General features: G+C 66.4%; 9 protein-coding genes. 3 read left to right on the top strand and 6 right to left on the bottom strand.

Features of this window, described 5'->3' with window-relative positions:
• Positions 1-78 precede the first annotated feature (78 nt).
• From ACCD07_RS31025 to ACCD07_RS31015, 3 genes are all read right to left on the bottom strand, one after another.
• Entirely contained in the window at positions 79-1674 is a 1596-nt protein-coding gene (locus ACCD07_RS31025; protein WP_176655901.1) for a methyl-accepting chemotaxis protein, read from the bottom strand.
• 158 nt (positions 1675-1832) lie between these two features.
• The gene (locus tag ACCD07_RS31020) at positions 1833-2123 is read right to left on the bottom strand and encodes a DUF4148 domain-containing protein (protein WP_176655902.1); all 291 of its coding nucleotides are present in this window, start codon (positions 2121-2123) and stop codon (positions 1833-1835) included.
• A gap of 152 nt (positions 2124-2275) precedes the next feature.
• Positions 2276-3274 carry an aldo/keto reductase gene (locus ACCD07_RS31015; RefSeq protein ID WP_413449556.1) on the bottom strand — a complete coding sequence of 333 codons (999 nt, stop codon included), beginning with the start codon at positions 3272-3274 and terminating at the stop codon, positions 2276-2278.
• A 109-nt stretch (positions 3275-3383) separates the two neighbouring features.
• On the opposite strand from ACCD07_RS31015, the gene ACCD07_RS31010 reads away from it, so the two are divergent.
• Together ACCD07_RS31010 and ACCD07_RS31005 are read left to right on the top strand one after the other, a co-directional pair.
• The gene (locus tag ACCD07_RS31010; protein ID WP_413449555.1) at positions 3384-4274 is read left to right on the top strand and encodes a LysR family transcriptional regulator; all 891 of its coding nucleotides are present in this window, start codon (positions 3384-3386) and stop codon (positions 4272-4274) included.
• 46 nt (positions 4275-4320) lie between these two features.
• Complete coding sequence (locus tag ACCD07_RS31005) at positions 4321-5976, top strand: M20/M25/M40 family metallo-hydrolase (RefSeq protein ID WP_413449554.1); 1656 nt, start codon at positions 4321-4323, stop codon at positions 5974-5976.
• Here ACCD07_RS31005 and ACCD07_RS31000 read toward each other — a convergent pair.
• From ACCD07_RS31000 to nudC, 3 genes are read right to left on the bottom strand one after another with little or no spacing between them, the layout of a single operon-like run.
• Positions 5966-7249, bottom strand: a complete 1284-nt coding sequence (locus ACCD07_RS31000) for a thioredoxin family protein (protein ID WP_413449553.1) — start codon at positions 7247-7249, stop codon at positions 5966-5968. The genes ACCD07_RS31005 and ACCD07_RS31000 overlap by 11 nt on opposite strands.
• A 5-nt stretch (positions 7250-7254) precedes the next feature.
• Positions 7255-7821 carry a GTP cyclohydrolase I FolE gene (gene folE / locus ACCD07_RS30995; protein ID WP_161097328.1) on the bottom strand — a complete coding sequence of 189 codons (567 nt, stop codon included), beginning with the start codon at positions 7819-7821 and terminating at the stop codon, positions 7255-7257.
• A gap of 57 nt (positions 7822-7878) precedes the next feature.
• Complete coding sequence (nudC, locus tag ACCD07_RS30990) at positions 7879-8703, bottom strand: NAD(+) diphosphatase (RefSeq protein ID WP_413449552.1); 825 nt, start codon at positions 8701-8703, stop codon at positions 7879-7881.
• Positions 8704-8995: 292 nt separating this feature from the next.
• Here nudC and ACCD07_RS30985 point away from each other — a divergent pair, with 292 nt between their 5' ends.
• On the top strand, positions 8996-18805 hold the full coding sequence (locus ACCD07_RS30985) for a hypothetical protein (protein WP_413449551.1): 9810 nt from the start codon (positions 8996-8998) through the stop codon (positions 18803-18805).
• The last annotated feature ends 93 nt before the right edge of the window (positions 18806-18898 follow it).

The raw sequence follows: 18898 nt of genomic DNA, 5'->3' as shown, positions 1-18898 counted from the left end.
ATGGCTATCCTCCCGAGGCATGCTGACCTCTGTTAGAGTGTCCATGAAACCCGGGGTTCCTCAATCTGACCCCGGATTTTAGCGCAGCGCCAGGCGGGCCGGGCGGCCGGCGGGGGGCTGCTGGTCGCCGTTGAGCTTGAAGCGGCACACCAGCTCGGCCAGCATACCGGCCTGCTCCTGCATGCTGCCGGCCGCCGCCGCGGCCTGCTCCACCAGCGCGGCGTTTTGCTGCGTCACCGAATCCATCTCCGTGATCGCCATGTTGACGTGGCCGATGCCCGTGCTCTGCTCGCTCGACGCTTCCGTGATCGCCGCCATGATCTGCGTCACCCGCGACACGCTGGCCACCACCTGATCCATCGTCGTGCCCGCCTCGGCCACCAGCGTGCTGCCGGCGCCGATGCTGTCCACCGAGGCGTTGATCAGCTCCTTGATTTCCTTGGCCGCCGCCGCCGAACGCTGCGCCAGGTTGCGCACCTCGGACGCCACCACCGCGAAGCCACGTCCCTGCTCGCCCGCGCGCGCCGCTTCCACCGCCGCGTTCAGCGCCAGGATGTTGGTCTGGAAAGCGATGCCGTCGATGACCGAGATGATATCGACGATGCGCGTGGCCGAGGCGTTGATGGTGTCCATCGTCTGTACCACCTGCGACACCACGCGCCCGCCTTTCTCCGCCACCGCCGAGGCCGACATCACCAGCTGGTTGGCCTGCACCGCGTTGTCGGCGTTCTGGTTGACCGTCGACGTCAGCTCCTCCATCGAGGCCGCAGTCTCTTCCAGCGAACTGGCCTGCGACTCCGTGCGCGCCGACAAGTCCATATTGCCCGAGGCGATCTCGCTTGACGCGGTGGCGATGGTGTCGGCGCTGCGGCGGATTTCGCCTATCGTGTCGGCCAGCCGCAGCTGCATCGATTTCATGCCGAACAGGATGCTGGCCTTGTCCGCTTCATGCGTCTTGATCGCGGCGCTCAGGTCGCCCTCGGCAATGCGCCGCGCGATCTCGCCCACGTATTCGGGGTCGCCGCCTATCGTGTGCCGCAGGCTCTTGTTGACCATGCTGACGATGGCCCACAACACCGCGCACACCAGCGCCAGCACGCCGGCCGACTTGAGCAGCGACTCGCGGAAGGCGGCGTCGATGTCGTCCATGTAGACGCCGGTGACCAGGTCCCAGTTCCATGGCGCATAGTGGATCACCCGGCTCATCTTCGGCACCGGGTCCTTGGCGCCCGGCCGCGCCCAGTGGTAGCGGACGAAGCCTTCACCGGTCGGCGAGGCGCCGGCCGCCTGGATGTCGCGGTACAGGTAGGTACCATTGGGATCCTTGAAATCGACCATGTCCTTGCCGTCGTTTTCAGCCTTGAACGGGTTCATCACCGCGCGCGTGCCGCTGGTGATGGTGATGTAGCCGTCCTTGCCGTAGCGCAGGCCCTTGATCACGGCCATCGCCTGCTTCTGCGCCTCTTCCTTGCTTAGTGTGCCGGCGGCTGCCCGGTCGCCGAACAGCTTGAGAATGCTGAGGCCGGCATCGTCGATATTGCGCAGGTCATTGCTGCGCTCCTCGATCCGCACATTGCGCGCCTGGATGGTTTCGTAGATGAAGATCGCCGCGATGCACAGCAGGCTGCAAATCAACGGTACCCAAAGTTTCTGCTGAAACGATAGTTTGTTCATGGTCCCCAGTCTCCTAATATTTTTTATGGGAACCAGAATACATTCAAACTGCTGACATGGCACTGACGTCAAGGGCCACTGTCGTTTATTTGCAAGCCAAAAAAATAAGCGGACGTGGCAATAGAAATTGCCGCGTCCGCTTGCAAAAACTGCGCGAATTACTGCTGTGCGGTGCCCTTGACTGCCTTCGCTGCCAGCTGCGCCTTGACCTCAGGCGTTTTCGAGCGCGGTGCCTGGAAGGCGATGTCGTCGGTCGCTTCGTTGCGGTCCAGCGCGCCGGATTTCAGGGCGGCGATGGTCTCGGACTTGACCTGCTCGCGGGTCAGCGTGCTGACGCCCTGGTTGCGGAAAGCGGAGTCGAAGGTGGCTTCGTTGTCGGTAGGCGCTGCGAAAGCGGCACCAGCGGCAACCAGGAGAGAGACCGATGCGATGATGGATTTGGCGTTCATTTTGATGCTCCTTGTCAGATTGAGTTTAGCGCTCGGTTTTGAGTGCTTACCGGCATTTGCTTCGTCGATGAACCCATCTTAGTATTAAATTTTCTGATAAAAAAGCGCAATATTCCGTACAAACCCATCCGCTTATCCGATTAATGGCGTGCTCAGCCCTTCTCGCTGTCCAGCGAGGATGCCGAATGGGCGCCATAGCGGTCGCCGGCGGCGGCATCGGCCGGCACCGCCTGTTCCAGCCGCGCCAGGTCGGACGCCGACAGCCGCAGCGTGGTCGAGGCCAGCGCCTCCCGCAGGCGGACGCGGGTGCGGGCGCCGACCAGCGGCACAATATCGTCGCCCTGCGCCGCCACCCAGGCGATGGCCACCTGCGCCACCGACACGCCCAGCTCGCCGGCGATGGCGCGCAGCTTCTCGACCAGCGCCAGGTTGCGGTCCAGGTTCTCGCCCTGGAAACGGGGACTGGCCAGGCCGCGGAAATCCTGCTCGCCCTCGCGCTGCTTGCTCCAGTGGCCACTGATCAGGCCGCGCGACAGCACGCCGTAGGCGGTGATGCCGATGCCCAGCTCGCGGCAGGTCTGCAGGATGCCGTTCTCGATGCCGCGTGAAATCAGCGAATATTCGATCTGCAGGTCGGCGACCGGATGCACGGCATGGGCGCGGCGCAGGGTCTCGCTGCCGACCTCGGACAGGCCGATGTGCTTGACGTAACCGGCCTTGACCAGCTCGGCCAGCCCGGCCATGGTTTCTTCGATCGGCACATTCGGATCCAGCCGCGCCGGGCGGTAGATATCGATGTGCTCGACGCCCAGCCGCTTCAACGAATACGCGGCGAAGTTCTTGGTGGCCGCAGGGCGCGTGTCCATGCCGACCCAGTTGCCGGCGGGATCGCGCATGGCGCCGTATTTGACGCTGATCTGCACCCGGTCGCGGCCGCCGGCGGCCAGCGCCTCGCGCAGCAGCAGTTCGTTGTGGCCCATGCCGTAGAAATCGCCGGTGTCGAGCAGGGTGACGCCGGCGTCGAGCGCGGCGCGGATGGTGGCCAGGCTTTCGCCGCGGTCAGCCGGACCGTACAGGTCGGACATGCCCATCAGGCCCAAGCCCAGTTGGGCGACTTGCGGGCCGGTGCGGCCAAGTTTGCGGGTTTGCATAGTGATCTCCAGTCAGTGAGGTGGAGCCATTATGCTTTTATCGATAAAGGTAATAAATACAGGTTATCCTATTACTTTATTCGAAAATAAATAACAATGGATCAGCTTTATGGATCAATTTAAGGTTATGCAGATCTTCAAGGCGGTAGCCGACTGCAAGAGTTTCACGCAGGCGGCCGAGCAACTGGACCTGCCCAAACCCACCGTCACCAACGCCGTGCAGGCGATCGAGCAGCAGTTGGGCGTGCGCCTGCTCCAGCGCACCACGCGCAAGGTCAGCCTGACGGTGGAAGGATCGCTGTACCTGGAGCGCTGCAGCGCGCTGCTCAACGACCTGGAAAACATCAACGGCTTGTTTGCCGGCGACGGCCGCCTGCTCGGCGGCACGGTGCGGGTCGACCTGCCGGAGCGGCTGGCGCACCTGATCGTCATTCCCCGGCTGCCGGAATTTCTCCAGCGCCATCCGAATATCCAGGTGCGGCTGGGTTCCAACGACCGCTTTGCCGACCTGGTCGGCGAGGGCATCGATTGCGCGGTGCGCGGCGGCACCTTGCGCGATTCGACCCTGGTGGCGCGTCATATCGCCTCGATGGAGCAGATCAACGTCGCCTCGCGCGCCTACCTCGACCGCTGCGGCCGGCCGCAGACGCTGGACGACCTGCGCCACCACACGGCGGTCAATTTCTTCTCCAGCCAGACCGGGCGCGACCTCGACTGGGAATACGTGGACGCCGACGGCGTCGAACGCACCCTGTCCATGCGCAGCCAGGTCTCGGTCAGCGGCACCGAAGCCCTCCTGGCCAGCTGCGTGGCCGGCCTCGGCCTGATCCAGGCGCCACGCCAGGGCCTGGCGCCACTGCTGGAATCGGGCCAACTGGAGGAAGTCCTGCCGCAATGGCGGCCGGCGCCGCTGCCGCTGAACATCGTTTATTCGCACAACCGCCACCTGTCGCCGCGGGTGCGGGTCTTCGTAGATTGGTTGACTGGTGTCCTGAAGTAACAAACTGTGTCAAAATGAGGAATTCCCTCTTAACAATTATTTCCTCATGAAACTGCTCCTGCCGATGGCGCTGCTGGCCTTGTGTGCCGGCCCTACCCAGGCGGCCAAACTGTCGCCAGTCGAGGCCGCTCTGCAAAAGATCGATGGCGCCACCTGGCTGGAGCACGTAACGACCTTGGCGTCGGACGAGTTCGAGGGCCGCGCACCCGGCACGCATGGCGAAACCGTTACCGTCGATTATCTGCTGCAGCAGTTCAAACGGATGGGCCTGGAGCCGGGCAACCCGGACGGAACCTATCTGCAAACGGTGCCTATGGTCGGCATCTCCAGCCATCCAACGCTAAGTTACAGCAAGGACGGGCAGGTCACGCCGCTGAAATTCGGCGACGACTACGTTGCGTGGACCGCCCGCATGGAAAAGAAAATCGAGGTCGGCAACTCGGAGCTGGTGTTTGTCGGCTACGGCGTGCAGGCGCCGGAATTCCAGTGGGACGACTACAAGGGCGTCGACCTGAAGGGCAAGACGCTGGTCATGCTGATCAACGACCCGCCGGTACCGGACCCGAAAAAGCCGTCGCAACTGGACCCGGCCGTCTTCGGCGGCAGCACCATGAGCTACTACGGCCGCTGGACCTACAAGTTCGAGATGGCGGCGAAGATGGGCGCCGCCGCCGCGCTGGTCGTGCACGAGACCAAGGCCGCGACGTATCCATGGGAAGTGGTGCGCAACAGCTGGGACCGCGAGAACTTCACCATCAAGAGCAAGACGCCGCTGCCGGACTTTCCGGCGGTACCGGGCTGGCTGCAAGGCGACCGCGCGCGCGATCTGTTCAAGACCGCAGGCCAGGATTTCGAGGCGCTGAAGAAGCAGGCGGCGTCGCGCAGCTTCAAGCCGGTGCCGCTGGGCGTCAAGCTGAACGTGACCGAGCTCAACGCATGGCGCGAACTGCCGTCGCACAACGTCGTGGCCAGGATACCCGGGTCGGATCCGCAGCTGAAAAACGAGGTCATCCTCTACACCGCGCACTGGGATCATTTCGGCATCGACGAGAGCCTGCCGGGAACGCGCACGCAGCAGATCTTCCACGGCGCGCAGGACAACGCCACCGGCGTGGCCGCCTTGCTGGAAATCGCCAAGGCCTACAAGGCTCTGCCGGTCGCACCCAAGCGCACCATCGTGTTCCTGCTGACGACCGGCGAGGAGCGCGGCCTGCTGGGCGCCAAATACTACGCGCGCAATCCGCTGTACCCGTTGAACAAGACGCTGCTCGACATCAATCTCGACAGCATGAATGTGTGGGGCCGCACGCGCACGGTGGAGCTGCGCGGCATGGGCAAGTCGACGGCGGATGCCATTGTGACGAACGTCGCGCGTACACAGGGCCGCACGGTCCACGCGGACAGCAACACCGACCAGGGCACCTTCTATCGTGGCGACCAGTTCGAGCTGGCCAAGGCCGGCGTGCCGGTGATCTTCCTGGGCAGGAGCGTGGACTTCGTCGGCAAGCCGGCCAACTACGGCCGCGACAAGCTGCTGCAATATGCTACCCAGCGCTACCACACGGTCAACGACGTGGTGGACCCCAAATGGGACCCGCGCGGCGCGGTGGAAGACATCGAACTGCTGTTCCAGGCCGGCTACCAGGCCGCCCAAGGCAAGGACGCGCCCCAGTGGAAAGAAGGCGCCGAGTTCAAGCGCTGATTTTTTGGAGTTGCGACCGGTTGCGTTGATGATGGGCATCCGCGCCGGCGGCGGCGATGTCGGCTTCCAGCGCCAGCTTCGCTTGCGCGATGCGGGCGCTGTCCTGCGGCGCCAGGTCCAACAGGCTGAGCAGGTAGGTGACGCTCCATTGCAGCCGCGTCGCCGGACCGACCGCCGCTTGCGCAGCCTTGCCGTACCACTCCAGCACGCCCGCTGTGTCGCCACGCCGCTTGGCGCTGGACGCCAGGCTCAGCATGAAATAATACGGTGAATGCGAACGCGGCAGTTCGGCCAGCAGCACTTGCTCGGCCTGCGCCGCCAGGCCCGCATCGTTCAACGCGCTGACCGCTGTGTTGACCAGCGTGTGACGCTCATACGGATCGGTCGATTCCGCCAATGCCTGCTCGACCCGCTCGCGCACCTGCTCCTGCAAGCCCTGCGTCGGCGCCACCAGGCGCGCCAGGCGCATCTGCAGGCGCACCGCCGTCAGACGGTCCGAGGCGCTGAGCCAGAAATCGTCGGCCCATTGCGCGGCAGCGCCGCCCAGCGCGGCCACCAGCTCTTCGCGCCGGCTGGCGTGCTTGATCAGGTTGATGCCACTGTTGCCGAGGATGTCCATATTGGATCGCGCCAACCGCGCGTCCGCAAATACCGCCAGCAAGGCGCCAGCGTTGGCCGCCGCGTCGACATCCTTGCCGGCGGCCGCCAGTTGCGCGTGCAGGCCGAGGCGCGCCGCCGCATCCGCGAAGTCGCAAACGCGCACCAGCGCTAGCAGGGTCGCCGCCAGATCGCGCGCGCCCAGCAGTTGGCCTTCGTCGGTGTCCCAGGAATAATGGCTCAGCAGCGACCATTCGCCCGCGCTGAGCGTCCGCTCGCCCGACAGCGCCGCTTGCAGCGCCGGCGCGGCCGACGATCCGGCCGCATGCACGGCCAGCGCCTCGTCGAACGCGGCGACGAACAATTCGCCGTCCAGCTCGCACGGCAGACGCATGATTTCGCCGCCGTCCGGCGCATACAGCACCAGCGTTGGATAGCTGCGCAACTTGTACTGCTCACCCAGCGCCTGCGCGCCGGGGCTGTCGCCATCCACGTGCACGCACAGCACCTGGCGCGAGCGCGCGATGAATTCGTCGCGGGCAAAGATGTCGGCCTTGACCCGGTTGCACGGCGGGCACCAGACCGCGCCCCAGTACAGGAATACCGGACGCCGCTGTTCACGCGCCAGTGCGAAGACGGCATCCAGGCCGCCGTGCTGCCATTCGATCGCCGCCATGTTGCTTACGACTCGCGCGCCAGGGCCAGGAACTCCGTGCGCATCGCCAGATTGGGCTGCAGCTCGCCGAGCATCGCGGAGGTGACGGTTTCCTCGCCCGGCGTGCGGATGCCGCGGCTTTCCATGCACAGGTGGCGGCACTTGACCACCACGCCGACCGCCTTCGGCTCCAGCACTTCCATCAGCGCATTGGCGATCTGCATGGTCATGCGTTCCTGCACCTGCAGGCGCTTGGCGAAGCAGTCCACCAGGCGGGTCAGCTTGGACAGGCCGACGATCTTGCCGTTCGGGACATAGCCGACCGTGGCCTTGCCGAAGAACGGCGCCAGGTGGTGTTCGCAGTGGCTGTAGACCGGGATGCCGCGCACCACGATCAATTCGTTGTATTGCTCGGCGCCGTCCTCAAACGCCTTCAACAGCTCGACCGGGTCCTGGCCGTAGCCGGAGGTCCAGTGTTTCCATGCCTTGCTGACGCGGGCGGGCGTTTCCAGCAGGCCGGGACGGTCCGGATCTTCGCCGAAACTGGCGATCAGACGGCGCCAGTCGCCTTCCGAGAATTCTTTATGAGACATGATGAAACACCTTTTTTTTACGATTGCCGACAGTATATAGAAAATGCCGGCACCGCATCAGGGCTGGCGTTGGGGCCGATGGGCTTTCAGCAGCTGCGCCGCGATCGATACCGTGATCGGCAAGTCCGGCCATTCGTCGTCCGGCCCGAACCAGCGCGCGTCGGCGATTTCGCTTTCGTCGACGCGGATTTCGCCATCGAGATAGTCGGCGGTGTAGGCGATCATCAGCGAATGCGGAAACGGCCACGACTGGCTGCCGAAGTATTTCAGGTTGTGCACCCGCAGCCCGACTTCCTCGTACACCTCGCGGTGGATCGCTTCCTCGATCGACTCGCCCGCCTCCAGGAACCCGGCCAGCGCCGTGTAGCGCTTGTACGGCGAATTGGTGTGCATGGCCAGCAGCACCGAGTCGCCCTTGCGGATCAGCACCATCATCGCCGGCGAGATGCGCGGATAGGCGGAGTGGCCGCAGTTCGGGCATTTGTAGCAGCGCTCGCCCTCCAGCTGCGCCATCGGCGTCGCGCAGACGCCGCAGTAGCGATGCGTGCGCGCCCATTCGGCCAGCTGGAACGCCCGTCCGGCCAGCCCGAGGAAGCCGTCGTCCACCACGCCGAACAGCGAGCGCAGGCCGTGATAACCGTAGTCCGGCCCCGGCAGCTCGGGCTGCTCCAGCCACGCCAGCTGGTAGTAGCGGCCCTCCCAGACGCCCAGCGCACGCACGCGTTCGGCCGGCAAATTCAGCGCCGCCACCGCGTCCGGGTCCGGCAAACCCAGGATTTCGTTGCGCAAAAGCAACTCCCCGCGATGGAACACAAAAGTCAACGGTCGCGCATGGTCTTGCGGGCGGATCATGGGGGAAAATGTGGCGGGCGTCAGCAGCATGGCAGGCTAGTTCTGGGTTAATCACGAAACATGATCTTACAGTGTTTCCTAAATGATTATTTTAACGGTGAGAATTGATGACAATCTGATGACATAAAACGCGCTAAGTCATTGTTTTCAGACCAAGATTTACACTACTTTTAGGGCTCTTCTCTCTTTATGAGGCCGTTTGGCGGTAAGATATATTTCCGTAAGGAGATTACTTAACATGCCATCACTCGTACCTGGTTTAACCACCGACCAAATCGTAAGCCTTCAGTCCACGCAGATCGCCGCGCTGACGACTGCGGACATGCAACTGCTTACGACCCTGCAAATGACCGCATGGAGCACCGAGCAGCTCGGCTACTTTGGTACCAACCAGCTGCGCGCGCTGTCCACGCAGAACCTGCAGGCGCTGAACACCCAGCAGCTCGGGTATGGCATCACCACCCAACAAATCCAGGCGCTGTCGACCGGGCAGTTGCTCAGCCTGACGACCAACCAACTGGTCAACGGCCTGACCACCAGCCAGTTCGCCGCGCTGGCGACCGCTCAACTGGCCACGCTGGGCAGCGGACAGCTGGCCCTGCTCGGCACCGGCGACATCGCCGCGCTGAAGACGCAAGCGCTGGCCTCGCTCAGCACCCAGCAGCTGCGCGGCCTGCGCACCGACCAGATCGCAGCGCTGGGCAGCAGCCAGAGCGCCGCCCTGAAGACCAACCAGATCGCAGCACTGACCACCGGCCAGCTGACCAGCTTCGACACCGAAGACATCGCCGCGCTGACCACGCAGCAGCTGGTCGCCCTCGGCACCAGCCTGCTTGGCGCGCTGACCACCGGTCAGGTGGCCGCCTTGAACACCGCCCAGGCCGGCAGCCTGGCGACCCAGCAGATCGGCGCCCTCGGCAGCGACCAGCTGGCCGCGCTGGGCACCGGCGGCTTTGCCGCGTTGAAAACCACGCAGATCGCCGCGCTGACCACCAAGCAATTCGCCGCGCTGAGCACCGACCAGATCGTCGCGCTGACCACCGCGCAAACGGCAGCGCTGACCACGCTGCAGCTGTCGCAGATGTCCAGCACCCAGCTGGCCGCGATGGAAACCCAGGACTTCGCCGCGCTGAAAAGCCAGCAGCTTAACGCGCTCAACACCAGCACCACCGCCGTGCTCAGCACCGACCAGATCGCCGCGCTGAGCACGGCCCAGGTCGCCGCGCTGAAAACCAGCCAGGTACGCGGCCTGAGCACCGACCAGATCGTCGCGCTGACCACCGCCCAGGTTGGCGCGCTGGGCACCCAGCAAGTGCTCGCGCTGACCTCCGACCAGATCGCCGCCATCGAAACGCGCGACATCGCGGCGATGAAATCCTCGCAGTTCGCCGCCATGAGCACGGCCCAGGTCAATGCGCTGGGCACCGCCCAGCTGCAGGCGCTGACCACCGCGCAAGCCTCGAACCTGACCACGCAGCAGATGGCCTCGCTCGGCACCACCTTGATCGCCGCGCTGGAAACGGCGGACCTGGCCGCGCTGAAAACCCACCAGATCGCCGCCATCGCCAGCAACGGCATCGCCGCGCTCGGCACCGACCAGGTCGCCGCATTGACCACGCTGCAGATCGGCGCGCTGAAGAGCTCGCAACTGGCGGCGCTGGACACCGACCAGATCTCCGTGCTGAGCTCGAACCAGGTCGTCGGCCTGGGCACGCAGCAAGTGGCCGCGCTGTCGACCAAGCAGCTGGCCGCGATGGGCACCGCCAACTTCGCCGCGCTGCGCTCGCAATCGCTGGTCGCCATGGGCACCAGCCTGATCGCCTCGCTGACCACCGACCAGATCGTCGCACTGACCACGGCCCAAGCCGCAGCGCTGAGCTCGCTGCAACTGGCGGCCCTGTCCAGCGACCAGTTGACCGCGATGCAAAGCCAGGACCTGGCCGCGCTGAAAACCCAGCAGCTGGCCGGCCTGAGCACCAGCAATGTCCACAGCCTGGGCACCGACCAGATCGCCGCATTGACCACGGCGCAGCTGGCCGCGCTGTCGACCCAGCAACTGAACGCGCTGGACACCGATCAGATCGTCAGCCTGACCACCGCCCAAGCCAGTGCGCTGACCACCCGCCAGGTCGCCGCGCTGGGCAGCAACGCCATCGCCGCGCTGGAAACCCGCGACGTCGCCGCGCTGAAGAGCTCCCAGCTTGCCGCCCTCGGCACCAGCCTGATCGCCGCGCTGGGCACGGCGCAGATCGTCGCCCTCGGCACCGCGCAGTTCGCGTCGCTGGGCACCCAGCAAGTGGCCGCGCTCAGTTCCGACCAGGTCGCCGCGATGGAAACCCAGGACTTGCTGGCGCTCAAATCGCAGCAAGCCGCCGCGCTCGGCACCGCCGCCGTCGCCGCGCTGACCACCGCACAGTTCGCCACGCTGAGCAGCATCCAGCTGGGCAGCTTCACCACCGCCCAGGTCGCCGCGCTGACCACCGACCAGATCGTCGCGCTGACCACGCTGCAGGCGAGCCAGTTGACCACCCGTGAAATCGCCGCGCTGTCGACCGACCAGCTGAACGCGCTGGAAACCGTCGACTTTGCCGCGCTGAAGACCGCGCAGATCGCAGCGCTGACCTCATTGCAGATCGCCGCGCTGAGCACCGACCTGATCGTCGCGCTGACCACCGCGCAAGCCGGCGCGCTGACGCCCGTCCAACTGAACGCGCTGAGCAGCGACCAGCTGGGCGCCATGGAAACCCAGGACTTCGCCGCGCTGAAGACCAGCCAGCTGCTGGGCCTGGGCACCAAGGCCATCGCCACGCTGACGCCGGGCCAGGTCGCCGCGCTGCAAACCACGCAGATCGCGCAACTGACGTCGGACCAGATCCAGGTACTGAGCTCCAGCCAGCTCGGTGCGCTGACCACGCTGCAAGTGAACGCCCTCAGCACCGCTCAGGTCGGCTACCTGCTGACCGAGCAGATCGCCGTGCTGACCACGGCCGACTGGGCCGCGCTGAAATCGTCGCAGCTGAACGCGCTGTCGTCGAAACAGGTCGCCGCCATCACCACCGACCAGATCGTCGCGCTGACCACCGCGCAAGCGTCCAACCTGAGCACGCAACAACTGGCGCTGCTGTCGACCGACCAACTGGTCGCGATGGAAACGCAAGACCTGGGCGCGCTGAAATCCAACCAGGTCGCCGGCCTCGGCACGTCCGCCGTCGCCGCGCTGACCACCACCCAGCTGCAGGCGCTGAAAACGCTGCAGACCGCGGCGCTGACCACCAAACAAGTGGCCGCGCTGACCACCGACCAGATCGTCGCGCTGACCACCGCGCAAGCATCCAGCCTGACCACGCAGCAAGTGGCCGCGCTGTCGACCGACCAACTGCTGGCGATCGAAACCGAAGACCTGGCCGCGCTGAAAACCGCGCAACTGGCCGCCCTCGGCACCACCCAGATCAAGCTGCTGAGCACCGACCAGATCGTTGCGCTGAGCACCGCCCAATATGCCGGCCTGAGCTCGCGCCAGCTGCAATCGTTGACCACCGACCAACTGGTGGCGATGGAAACGCGCGACCTGGCCTCGCTGAAGACCTCGCAAGTAATCGGCCTGGGCAGCGACCAGTTGAACGCGCTGACCAGCGACCAGGTGGCTTCGCTGACCACGATTCAGCTCAACGGCCTGAGCACCTCGCAGCTGGCGACGCTGAACACCACGCAGATCGCCGCCATGAGCACGACGCAAGTGTCGTCGCTGGGCACCGCGCAAGTGGCGCTGTTGACCAGCGACCAGCTGGTGGCCCTGGGCACGCAGACGCTGTCGCTGATGAAGACGGCGCAGATCGCCGCCCTCAAGACCGCGCAGATCGTCGCGCTGAACAGCGACCAGATCGCCGCGCTGAGCACCGCGCAGGTCGGCAACCTGACCACGCAGCAGATCGCCGCCCTCAGCAGCGACCAGGTGAACGCGCTGGAAAGCCAGGACTTCGCCGCGCTGAAAACCGCACAATTCGCCGCGCTGAGCACCGACGTCATCGCCAGCCTGAGCACCGCCCAGGCCGCCGCGCTGACCACCCTGCAGGTATCCAGCCTGAGCACGCGCCAGACCGCCGCGTTGGGCACCGCGCAAGTCGCCGTGCTCTCCAGCGCCGACATCGTGGCGTTGAAGACAGCACAACTGGCCGCGCTGACCACCGACCAGCTCGATGCACTGGGCACCGACCAGTTCCGCGTGCTGACCGCCACGCAGATGGCGGCGCTGAGCAGCGCCCAGTTCAAGTCGCTCACCACCGACCAGATCGTCGCGCTGAACACGCTGCAAGTCGGCGGCCTGGCCACCGCGCAAGTGCGCGCGATGACCGCCGACCAGCTGGCCGCGCTGGAAACGCAAGACCTGGCCGCGTTCAAGACCCAGCAGGTCGCCGCGCTGAGCACCGATCAACTGGTGCTGCTGAACAGCGACCAGATCGCCGGCCTGAGCGTCACGCAAGTCGCCAACCTGACCACCGCGCAAGTGGCGTCGCTGACCAACGGCCAGATGCTCGCGCTGGAAAGCCAGGACCTGGCCGCGCTGAAGACCTCGCAACTGCTGGCGCTGAACACCGACCAGCTGGATGCGCTGTCGACCGACCAGCTGCAGGCGATGACGGCGGCGCAGCTGTCGTCACTGAGCACGGCGCAATTCCAGGGCCTGCTGACCTCGCAGATCACCTCGCTGACCACGCTGCAAGTGGCGGCGCTGGCCACCGGCCAGGTCGCCAGCCTGACGGCCACACAGTTGGCCGCGCTGAACACCGATGAAGTCATCGCGCTGAAAACCACGCAGATCGCCGCGCTGAAGACCGCGCAAGTGCAGCTGCTGAGCACCGACCAGGTCGCCGCGCTGACCAGCCTCCAGGTCAGCGCGATGTCCACCGGCCAGCTGTCCTCGCTGACCACCGACCAGATCGCCGCGTTGAGCACGGCCGACTTTGCCGCGCTGAGCGCCGCGCAACTGGGCGCGCTGGGCATGCTGAGCAACCTGACCACCGACCAGATCCAGGCACTGACGCCGACCCAGGTCGGCGGCCTGACGACCGACCAGATCGCCGCGCTGAACACCGCGCAAATCGTCGCCCTGACCACCCGCCAGATCGGCAGCCTGAGCACGGCCGGCGTCGCCGTCCTGAACAGCGACCAGCTGCGGGCGCTGGAGCTGGAAGACCTGGCCGCGATGAAGACCTCGCAGATCGTCGCCCTGACCACCGCTCAGGTGACCGAGCTGACCACCGACCAGATCGCAGCGCTGACCACGGCGCAAGCGGGTGGCCTGGCGACCGCGCAAGTGGCCGCGCTGAGCACCGACCAGGTGCGGGTGCTGACCACCGCCGACCTGCTGATGCTGAGGTCCGCGCAAATCGCCGCGCTGACCACCGACCAGATCGCCGCGCTGGTGATCGACCAGGTGCAGGCCCTGGGCGCCGCCCAGCTGAACGCGATGAGCTCGACGCAGTTCCAGTCGCTCAACAGCGACCAGATCATCGAACTGACGACGCAGCAATACCAGTCGCTGAGCACGGCGCAAGTGGCCGCGCTGACCACGCAGCAACTGGCCGCGCTCGAGCTGGAAGACCTGGCCGCGCTGAAGACCGCACAGATCGCGGCGCTCGGCACCGCCCAGGTGCAATCGTTGACGGTCGACCGCGTTGCCGCGCTGACCACGGCGCAGGCGCAATCGCTCAGCAGCAACCAGCTGCAGGCGCTGACCTCGGACCAGATCCAGGCGCTCAACACCGACGACCTGCTGGCCCTGAAGGCAGCGCAATTTACCGCGTTGACCAGCGACCAGTTGAACTCGCTGCTGATCGACCAGTTCCAGAGTCTGGGTTCGACCCAGCTCAACGGCTTGACCACGGCGCAATTCCACGCGCTGGGCACCGACCAGATCGTCCAGCTGACCACGCAGCAAGTGTCCCAGCTGGCCACGGCGCAACTGGCCGCATTGAGTTCCGACCAGTTGGGCGCGATGGAGCTGGAAGACCTGGCCGCGCTGCTGACCGCCCAGCTCACCTCGCTGAGCACGCTGCAGATCACCCAGCTGGGTCTGACGCAGATCGGCGCGCTGACCACGCTGCAAGCCGCCGCGCTGGCGACCGCCCAGCTCGCCGCGCTGAGCACCGACCAGTTGCAGGCGCTGAGCACCGATGACCTGGCCGCGTTGAAGACTTCGCAGGTGCAGGCGCTGACCACGAATCAGCTGATTTCGCTGACGATGGACCAGCTGCAAAACCTGACCACCGCCCAGATCGACGCGCTGACCTCGGCGCAGGCTTCCTCGCTGACCACCGACCAGATCGCCGGCTTGACGACGCTGCAGGTGGACAATATCGCCACGCGCCAGTTGAACGCCCTCACCAGCGACCAGATCGCCGCCCTCAGCACCGACGACTTCGTCACGCTGTCGAGCACGCAGATTGCCGCGCTCAACGCCGCCCAGTTCGGCGCGATCACCACCGACCAGATGGTGGCGCTGAGCAGCATGCAGGTCGCCTCGCTGAGCACCGCGCAAGTGGCCGCGTTCAGCAGCAACCAGCTGGACGCGCTGGAAACGGCCGATTTCGCCGCGCTGAAATCCGCGCAGATCGCCGCCATCGCCACCGCCAATGTGGGCGCGCTGACCACCGACCTGATCGCAGCGCTGGCCACGGCCCAGATCGTCGGCCTGACCAGCGACCAGATCGTCGCCCTCAACAGCGACCAGATCGCCGCGCTGCGCACCGCGCAAGTGGGGGCGCTGAGCACCGTGCAGATCGCCGCGCTCGGCACCGGCCAGATCGCCGCGCTGAGCACCATGGACTTCGTCGCGCTGCGCAGCAACCAGCTGGCCGCCTTCCGTTCCGACCAGTTCGCCGCGCTGACCAGCGACCAGCTGAACGCGCTGTCCAGCAGCGCCATCACCGGGCTGACCACGCAAATGCTGGGTTCGCTGACCAGCGACCAGTTCAGCCAGCTGAGCACCGCGCAGGTCGCGGCGCTGACCTCGGTCCAGCTGCCGTCGCTGAGCACGGCCCAGCTGACCGCGCTCAATACCGACCAGTTCGCCGTACTGAACACCAGCGCCCTCAAGAACCTGCAAGCGAGCCAGTTCGGCGCGCTGACCACCGACCAGATCGTCGCGCTGACCACGGCGCAGACGCGCTCGCTGACCAGCGTGCAACTGACCGCGCTGACCAGCGACCAGGTCGCCGCGCTGGAGACGGCGGACCTGGCCGCGCTGGCCACGGCCCAGCTCGTCACATTGGGCAGCGACCAGTTGCTGGCGCTGACCACCGACCAATTGCAAACGCTGGCCACCGCGCAACTGACGGTGCTGACCACCGACCAGATCAGCACCGGCCTGAACGCCGGCCAGATCGCCGCGCTGACCACCGCGCAAGCCAGCTCGCTGGCCACGCGCCAGGTCGCCGCGCTGACCACCGGCCAGATCGCCGCGCTGGAAACGGAAGACCTGGCCTCGTTCGCCACCCGCCAGATCGTCGCCCTGGGCAGCCAGCAAGTGGCCGCGCTGAACAGCGACCAGCTGAACGCGCTGACCACCGCCGAACAGGCGGCCCTGACCACCAGCCAGCTGAGCAACGGCCTCAGCACGGCGCAGCTGGTCACGCTGGACAGCGCCCACATCTCGGCGCTGACCACCGCGCAGCTGGTCTACGGCCTGGGCAGCGACGGTATTTCCGCGCTGACCACCGACCAGCTCACCGCGCTGCGCACCGCGCAAACCTCGCTGCTGAGCACCGGCCAGGTGCAGGCGCTGACCACCGACCAGATCGTCGCGCTGGGCACCGCCCAGGCATCGACCCTGACCACGCAGCAGATCGTCTCGCTCACCACCGACCAGATCGCAGCACTGGAGACGGTCGACTTCAACGCGCTGGCCACCCGCCAGATCGCCGCCCTGACCAGCGACCAGATCGGCGTGCTGTCGAGCAACCAGTTGAACGCGCTGAGCACGACGCAGCTGGCCGCGCTGACCACCCGCCAGCTGTCCACCGGCTTGCAGACCGCGCAAGTGGCGGCGCTCGACACCGACCACATCGCCGCGCTGGGCACGGCGCAACTGGCCTACGGCCTGAGCACCGACGCCATCCTGGCGCTGACCACCGACCAGATCGGCGCGCTGAAGACCGCGCAGATCGCCGCGCTGACCACCGCCCAGGCCAGCAGCCTGAGCACCGACCAGATCGTTGCCCTGGCCACCGCCCAGATGACCGGCCTGTCCACCGCGCAAATGCCGTGGCTCACCGCCGACCAGCTGGCCGCGATGAACACCGCGCAGATCGCCGCCCTCGACACCCAGGACATGGCCGCGCTGACCGCCGTCCAGTTCACCGGCCTGTCCACCGACCAGACCGTGGCGCTGACCACCAACCAGGTGCGCGGCTTGAAAACCGCGCAGGTCGCCGCCATCGACGTGGGCCAGATCACCGTCTTCAGCACCGACCAGATCGCAGCCTTGAGCACCGCGCAAGCGGCCGCGCTGAGCGTGACCGCGGTGGTCGCGCTGTCGACCAACCAGATCGGCGCGCTGGTCACGGCGGACGTCGCCGCGCTGGGCACCTTGCAGGTATCCAGCCTCGACGTGACCCAACTGCCGGGGCTGAACACCGCCCAGGTGCAGGCGCTGACCAGCGTCCAGCTGGGCGCGATGACGGCCGACCAGATGTACGCCTTGAGCACCGGTCAGATCAGCGCCTTGCGCACCGCGCAGGTCGGCTACCTGACCACCACCCAGCTGGCCGCGCTGTCGGACAGCCAGATCCAGTCCTTCACCACGGCCCAGGTCGCCGCAATCAAGCTCAGCCAGATCACCGCGCTGACGGTGGACCAGATGGCCGTGTTCGGCACCGACCAGTTGCAGGCGCTGACCACGTCGCAGATCCAGACGCTGACGACCACCCAGCTGAACGCGCTGACCGGCCCGCAGGCGGCCGCCTTCACCACGCAGCAGATGGCCGCGCTGAAGAACGCCCAGATCGCCGCGCTGACGGTGGACCAGATCAACGCCTTCACCACCGACCAGCTGGGCGCCTGGACCACCAGCCAGCTCGGCTCGCTGACGGCGACGCAGATCGGCTACCTGTCGACGACGCAGATCGCCGGCCTGACCAACGCCCAAGTGGCCGGCCTGAAAACCAGCCAGCTGATCGTCTTCACGACCGACCAGATCGCCGCGTTCACGGCCGGCCAGGTGCCGTCGCTGACCACCGCCGGCCTGACCGCGCTGAGCGTGACGCAAGCCAACGCCTTCACCGGCGGCCAAGTGGGGGCGATGACGGTCACGCAGACGATGGCGCTGAACGCCTCGTCGACCAACTACGCCACGCCGCTGGTGCTGGACCTGGACGGCAACGGCGTGCGCACGCTGAGCATCGCCGCCGGCGTGCGGTTCGACATCCGCGCCGACGGCAAGGCCGTCAACACCGGCTGGGTCGACGCCCACGACGGCCTGCTGGCCCTGGACCGCAACAACGACGGCGTCATCAACGACGGCGGCGAACTGTTCGGCAGCGCCACCACGCTGGCCGACGGCGGCAAGGCGGCCAACGGCTACGCCGCGCTGCAAGCGCTCGACAGCAACGGCGACGGCCAGATCACGGCCGCAGACCACAGCTTCGGCGCGCTGCGGGTCTGGGTCGACGGCAACTCCGACGGCGTCAGCCAGGCGGGCGAGCTGAAGACGCTGGACCAGTTGGGCATCGCCGGCATCGCCACGCACGCCGACAACGCGCTGACGTTACAGAACGGCAATGCCATCGGCCTGACGTCAAGCTACACCGGCACCGACGGCAGCACGCACGCCAGCGCCGACGTCTGGTTCCTGGCGCAGAAAGGCGCCGCGACCGGCGCCCCGTCGCTGCAGCAGCAGGTGAGCGGCCTGAGCAACGCAATCGCCAGCTTCGCCGCCAGCCACGCCGCCGCCCCCGCGGCCCCGGCGCCGCAGCTGACGACGCCGGCCCAGAGCGCCGACACCACGCTGGCCCAGGCCCTGAGTCAATACCGCGCCGCCCACGGCCTGCAAGCCGCCTGGACCGATACCCAGCGCGACAAGACCCCGGGCGCCGACCACAACGCCGGCACCTGGTTCAGCGTCCCGAACCGCTAAAACTAAAATGCGGGGCCGGTTCCAACCTGGCCGTGGTGCTGTCCACCGCCGGCGACGATGCGGCCGCCGAGGCGCTGCTGCGTCAGGCCATCG

Origin of the sequence: Duganella sp. Dugasp56 (assembly GCF_047304105.1) — a bacterium.
In the GTDB taxonomy this organism is placed as follows: domain Bacteria; phylum Pseudomonadota; class Gammaproteobacteria; order Burkholderiales; family Burkholderiaceae_D; genus Rugamonas; species Rugamonas hordei.
This window is presented reverse-complemented; position numbering and strand designations above follow the sequence as displayed.

Coding starts and splice junctions, on each gene's coding strand:
- ACCD07_RS31025 (WP_176655901.1), bottom strand. CDS start 1,674: ATGAACAAACTATCGTTTCAGCAGAAACTTTGGGTACCGTTGATTTGC.
- ACCD07_RS31020 (WP_176655902.1), bottom strand. CDS start 2,123: ATGAACGCCAAATCCATCATCGCATCGGTCTCTCTCCTGGTTGCCGCT.
- ACCD07_RS31015 (WP_413449556.1), bottom strand. CDS start 3,274: ATGCAAACCCGCAAACTTGGCCGCACCGGCCCGCAAGTCGCCCAACTG.
- ACCD07_RS31010 (WP_413449555.1), top strand. CDS start 3,384: ATGGATCAATTTAAGGTTATGCAGATCTTCAAGGCGGTAGCCGACTGC.
- ACCD07_RS31005 (WP_413449554.1), top strand. CDS start 4,321: ATGAAACTGCTCCTGCCGATGGCGCTGCTGGCCTTGTGTGCCGGCCCT.
- ACCD07_RS31000 (WP_413449553.1), bottom strand. CDS start 7,249: ATGGCGGCGATCGAATGGCAGCACGGCGGCCTGGATGCCGTCTTCGCA.
- folE (WP_161097328.1), bottom strand. CDS start 7,821: ATGTCTCATAAAGAATTCTCGGAAGGCGACTGGCGCCGTCTGATCGCC.
- nudC (WP_413449552.1), bottom strand. CDS start 8,703: ATGCTGCTGACGCCCGCCACATTTTCCCCCATGATCCGCCCGCAAGAC.
- ACCD07_RS30985 (WP_413449551.1), top strand. CDS start 8,996: ATGCAACTGCTTACGACCCTGCAAATGACCGCATGGAGCACCGAGCAG.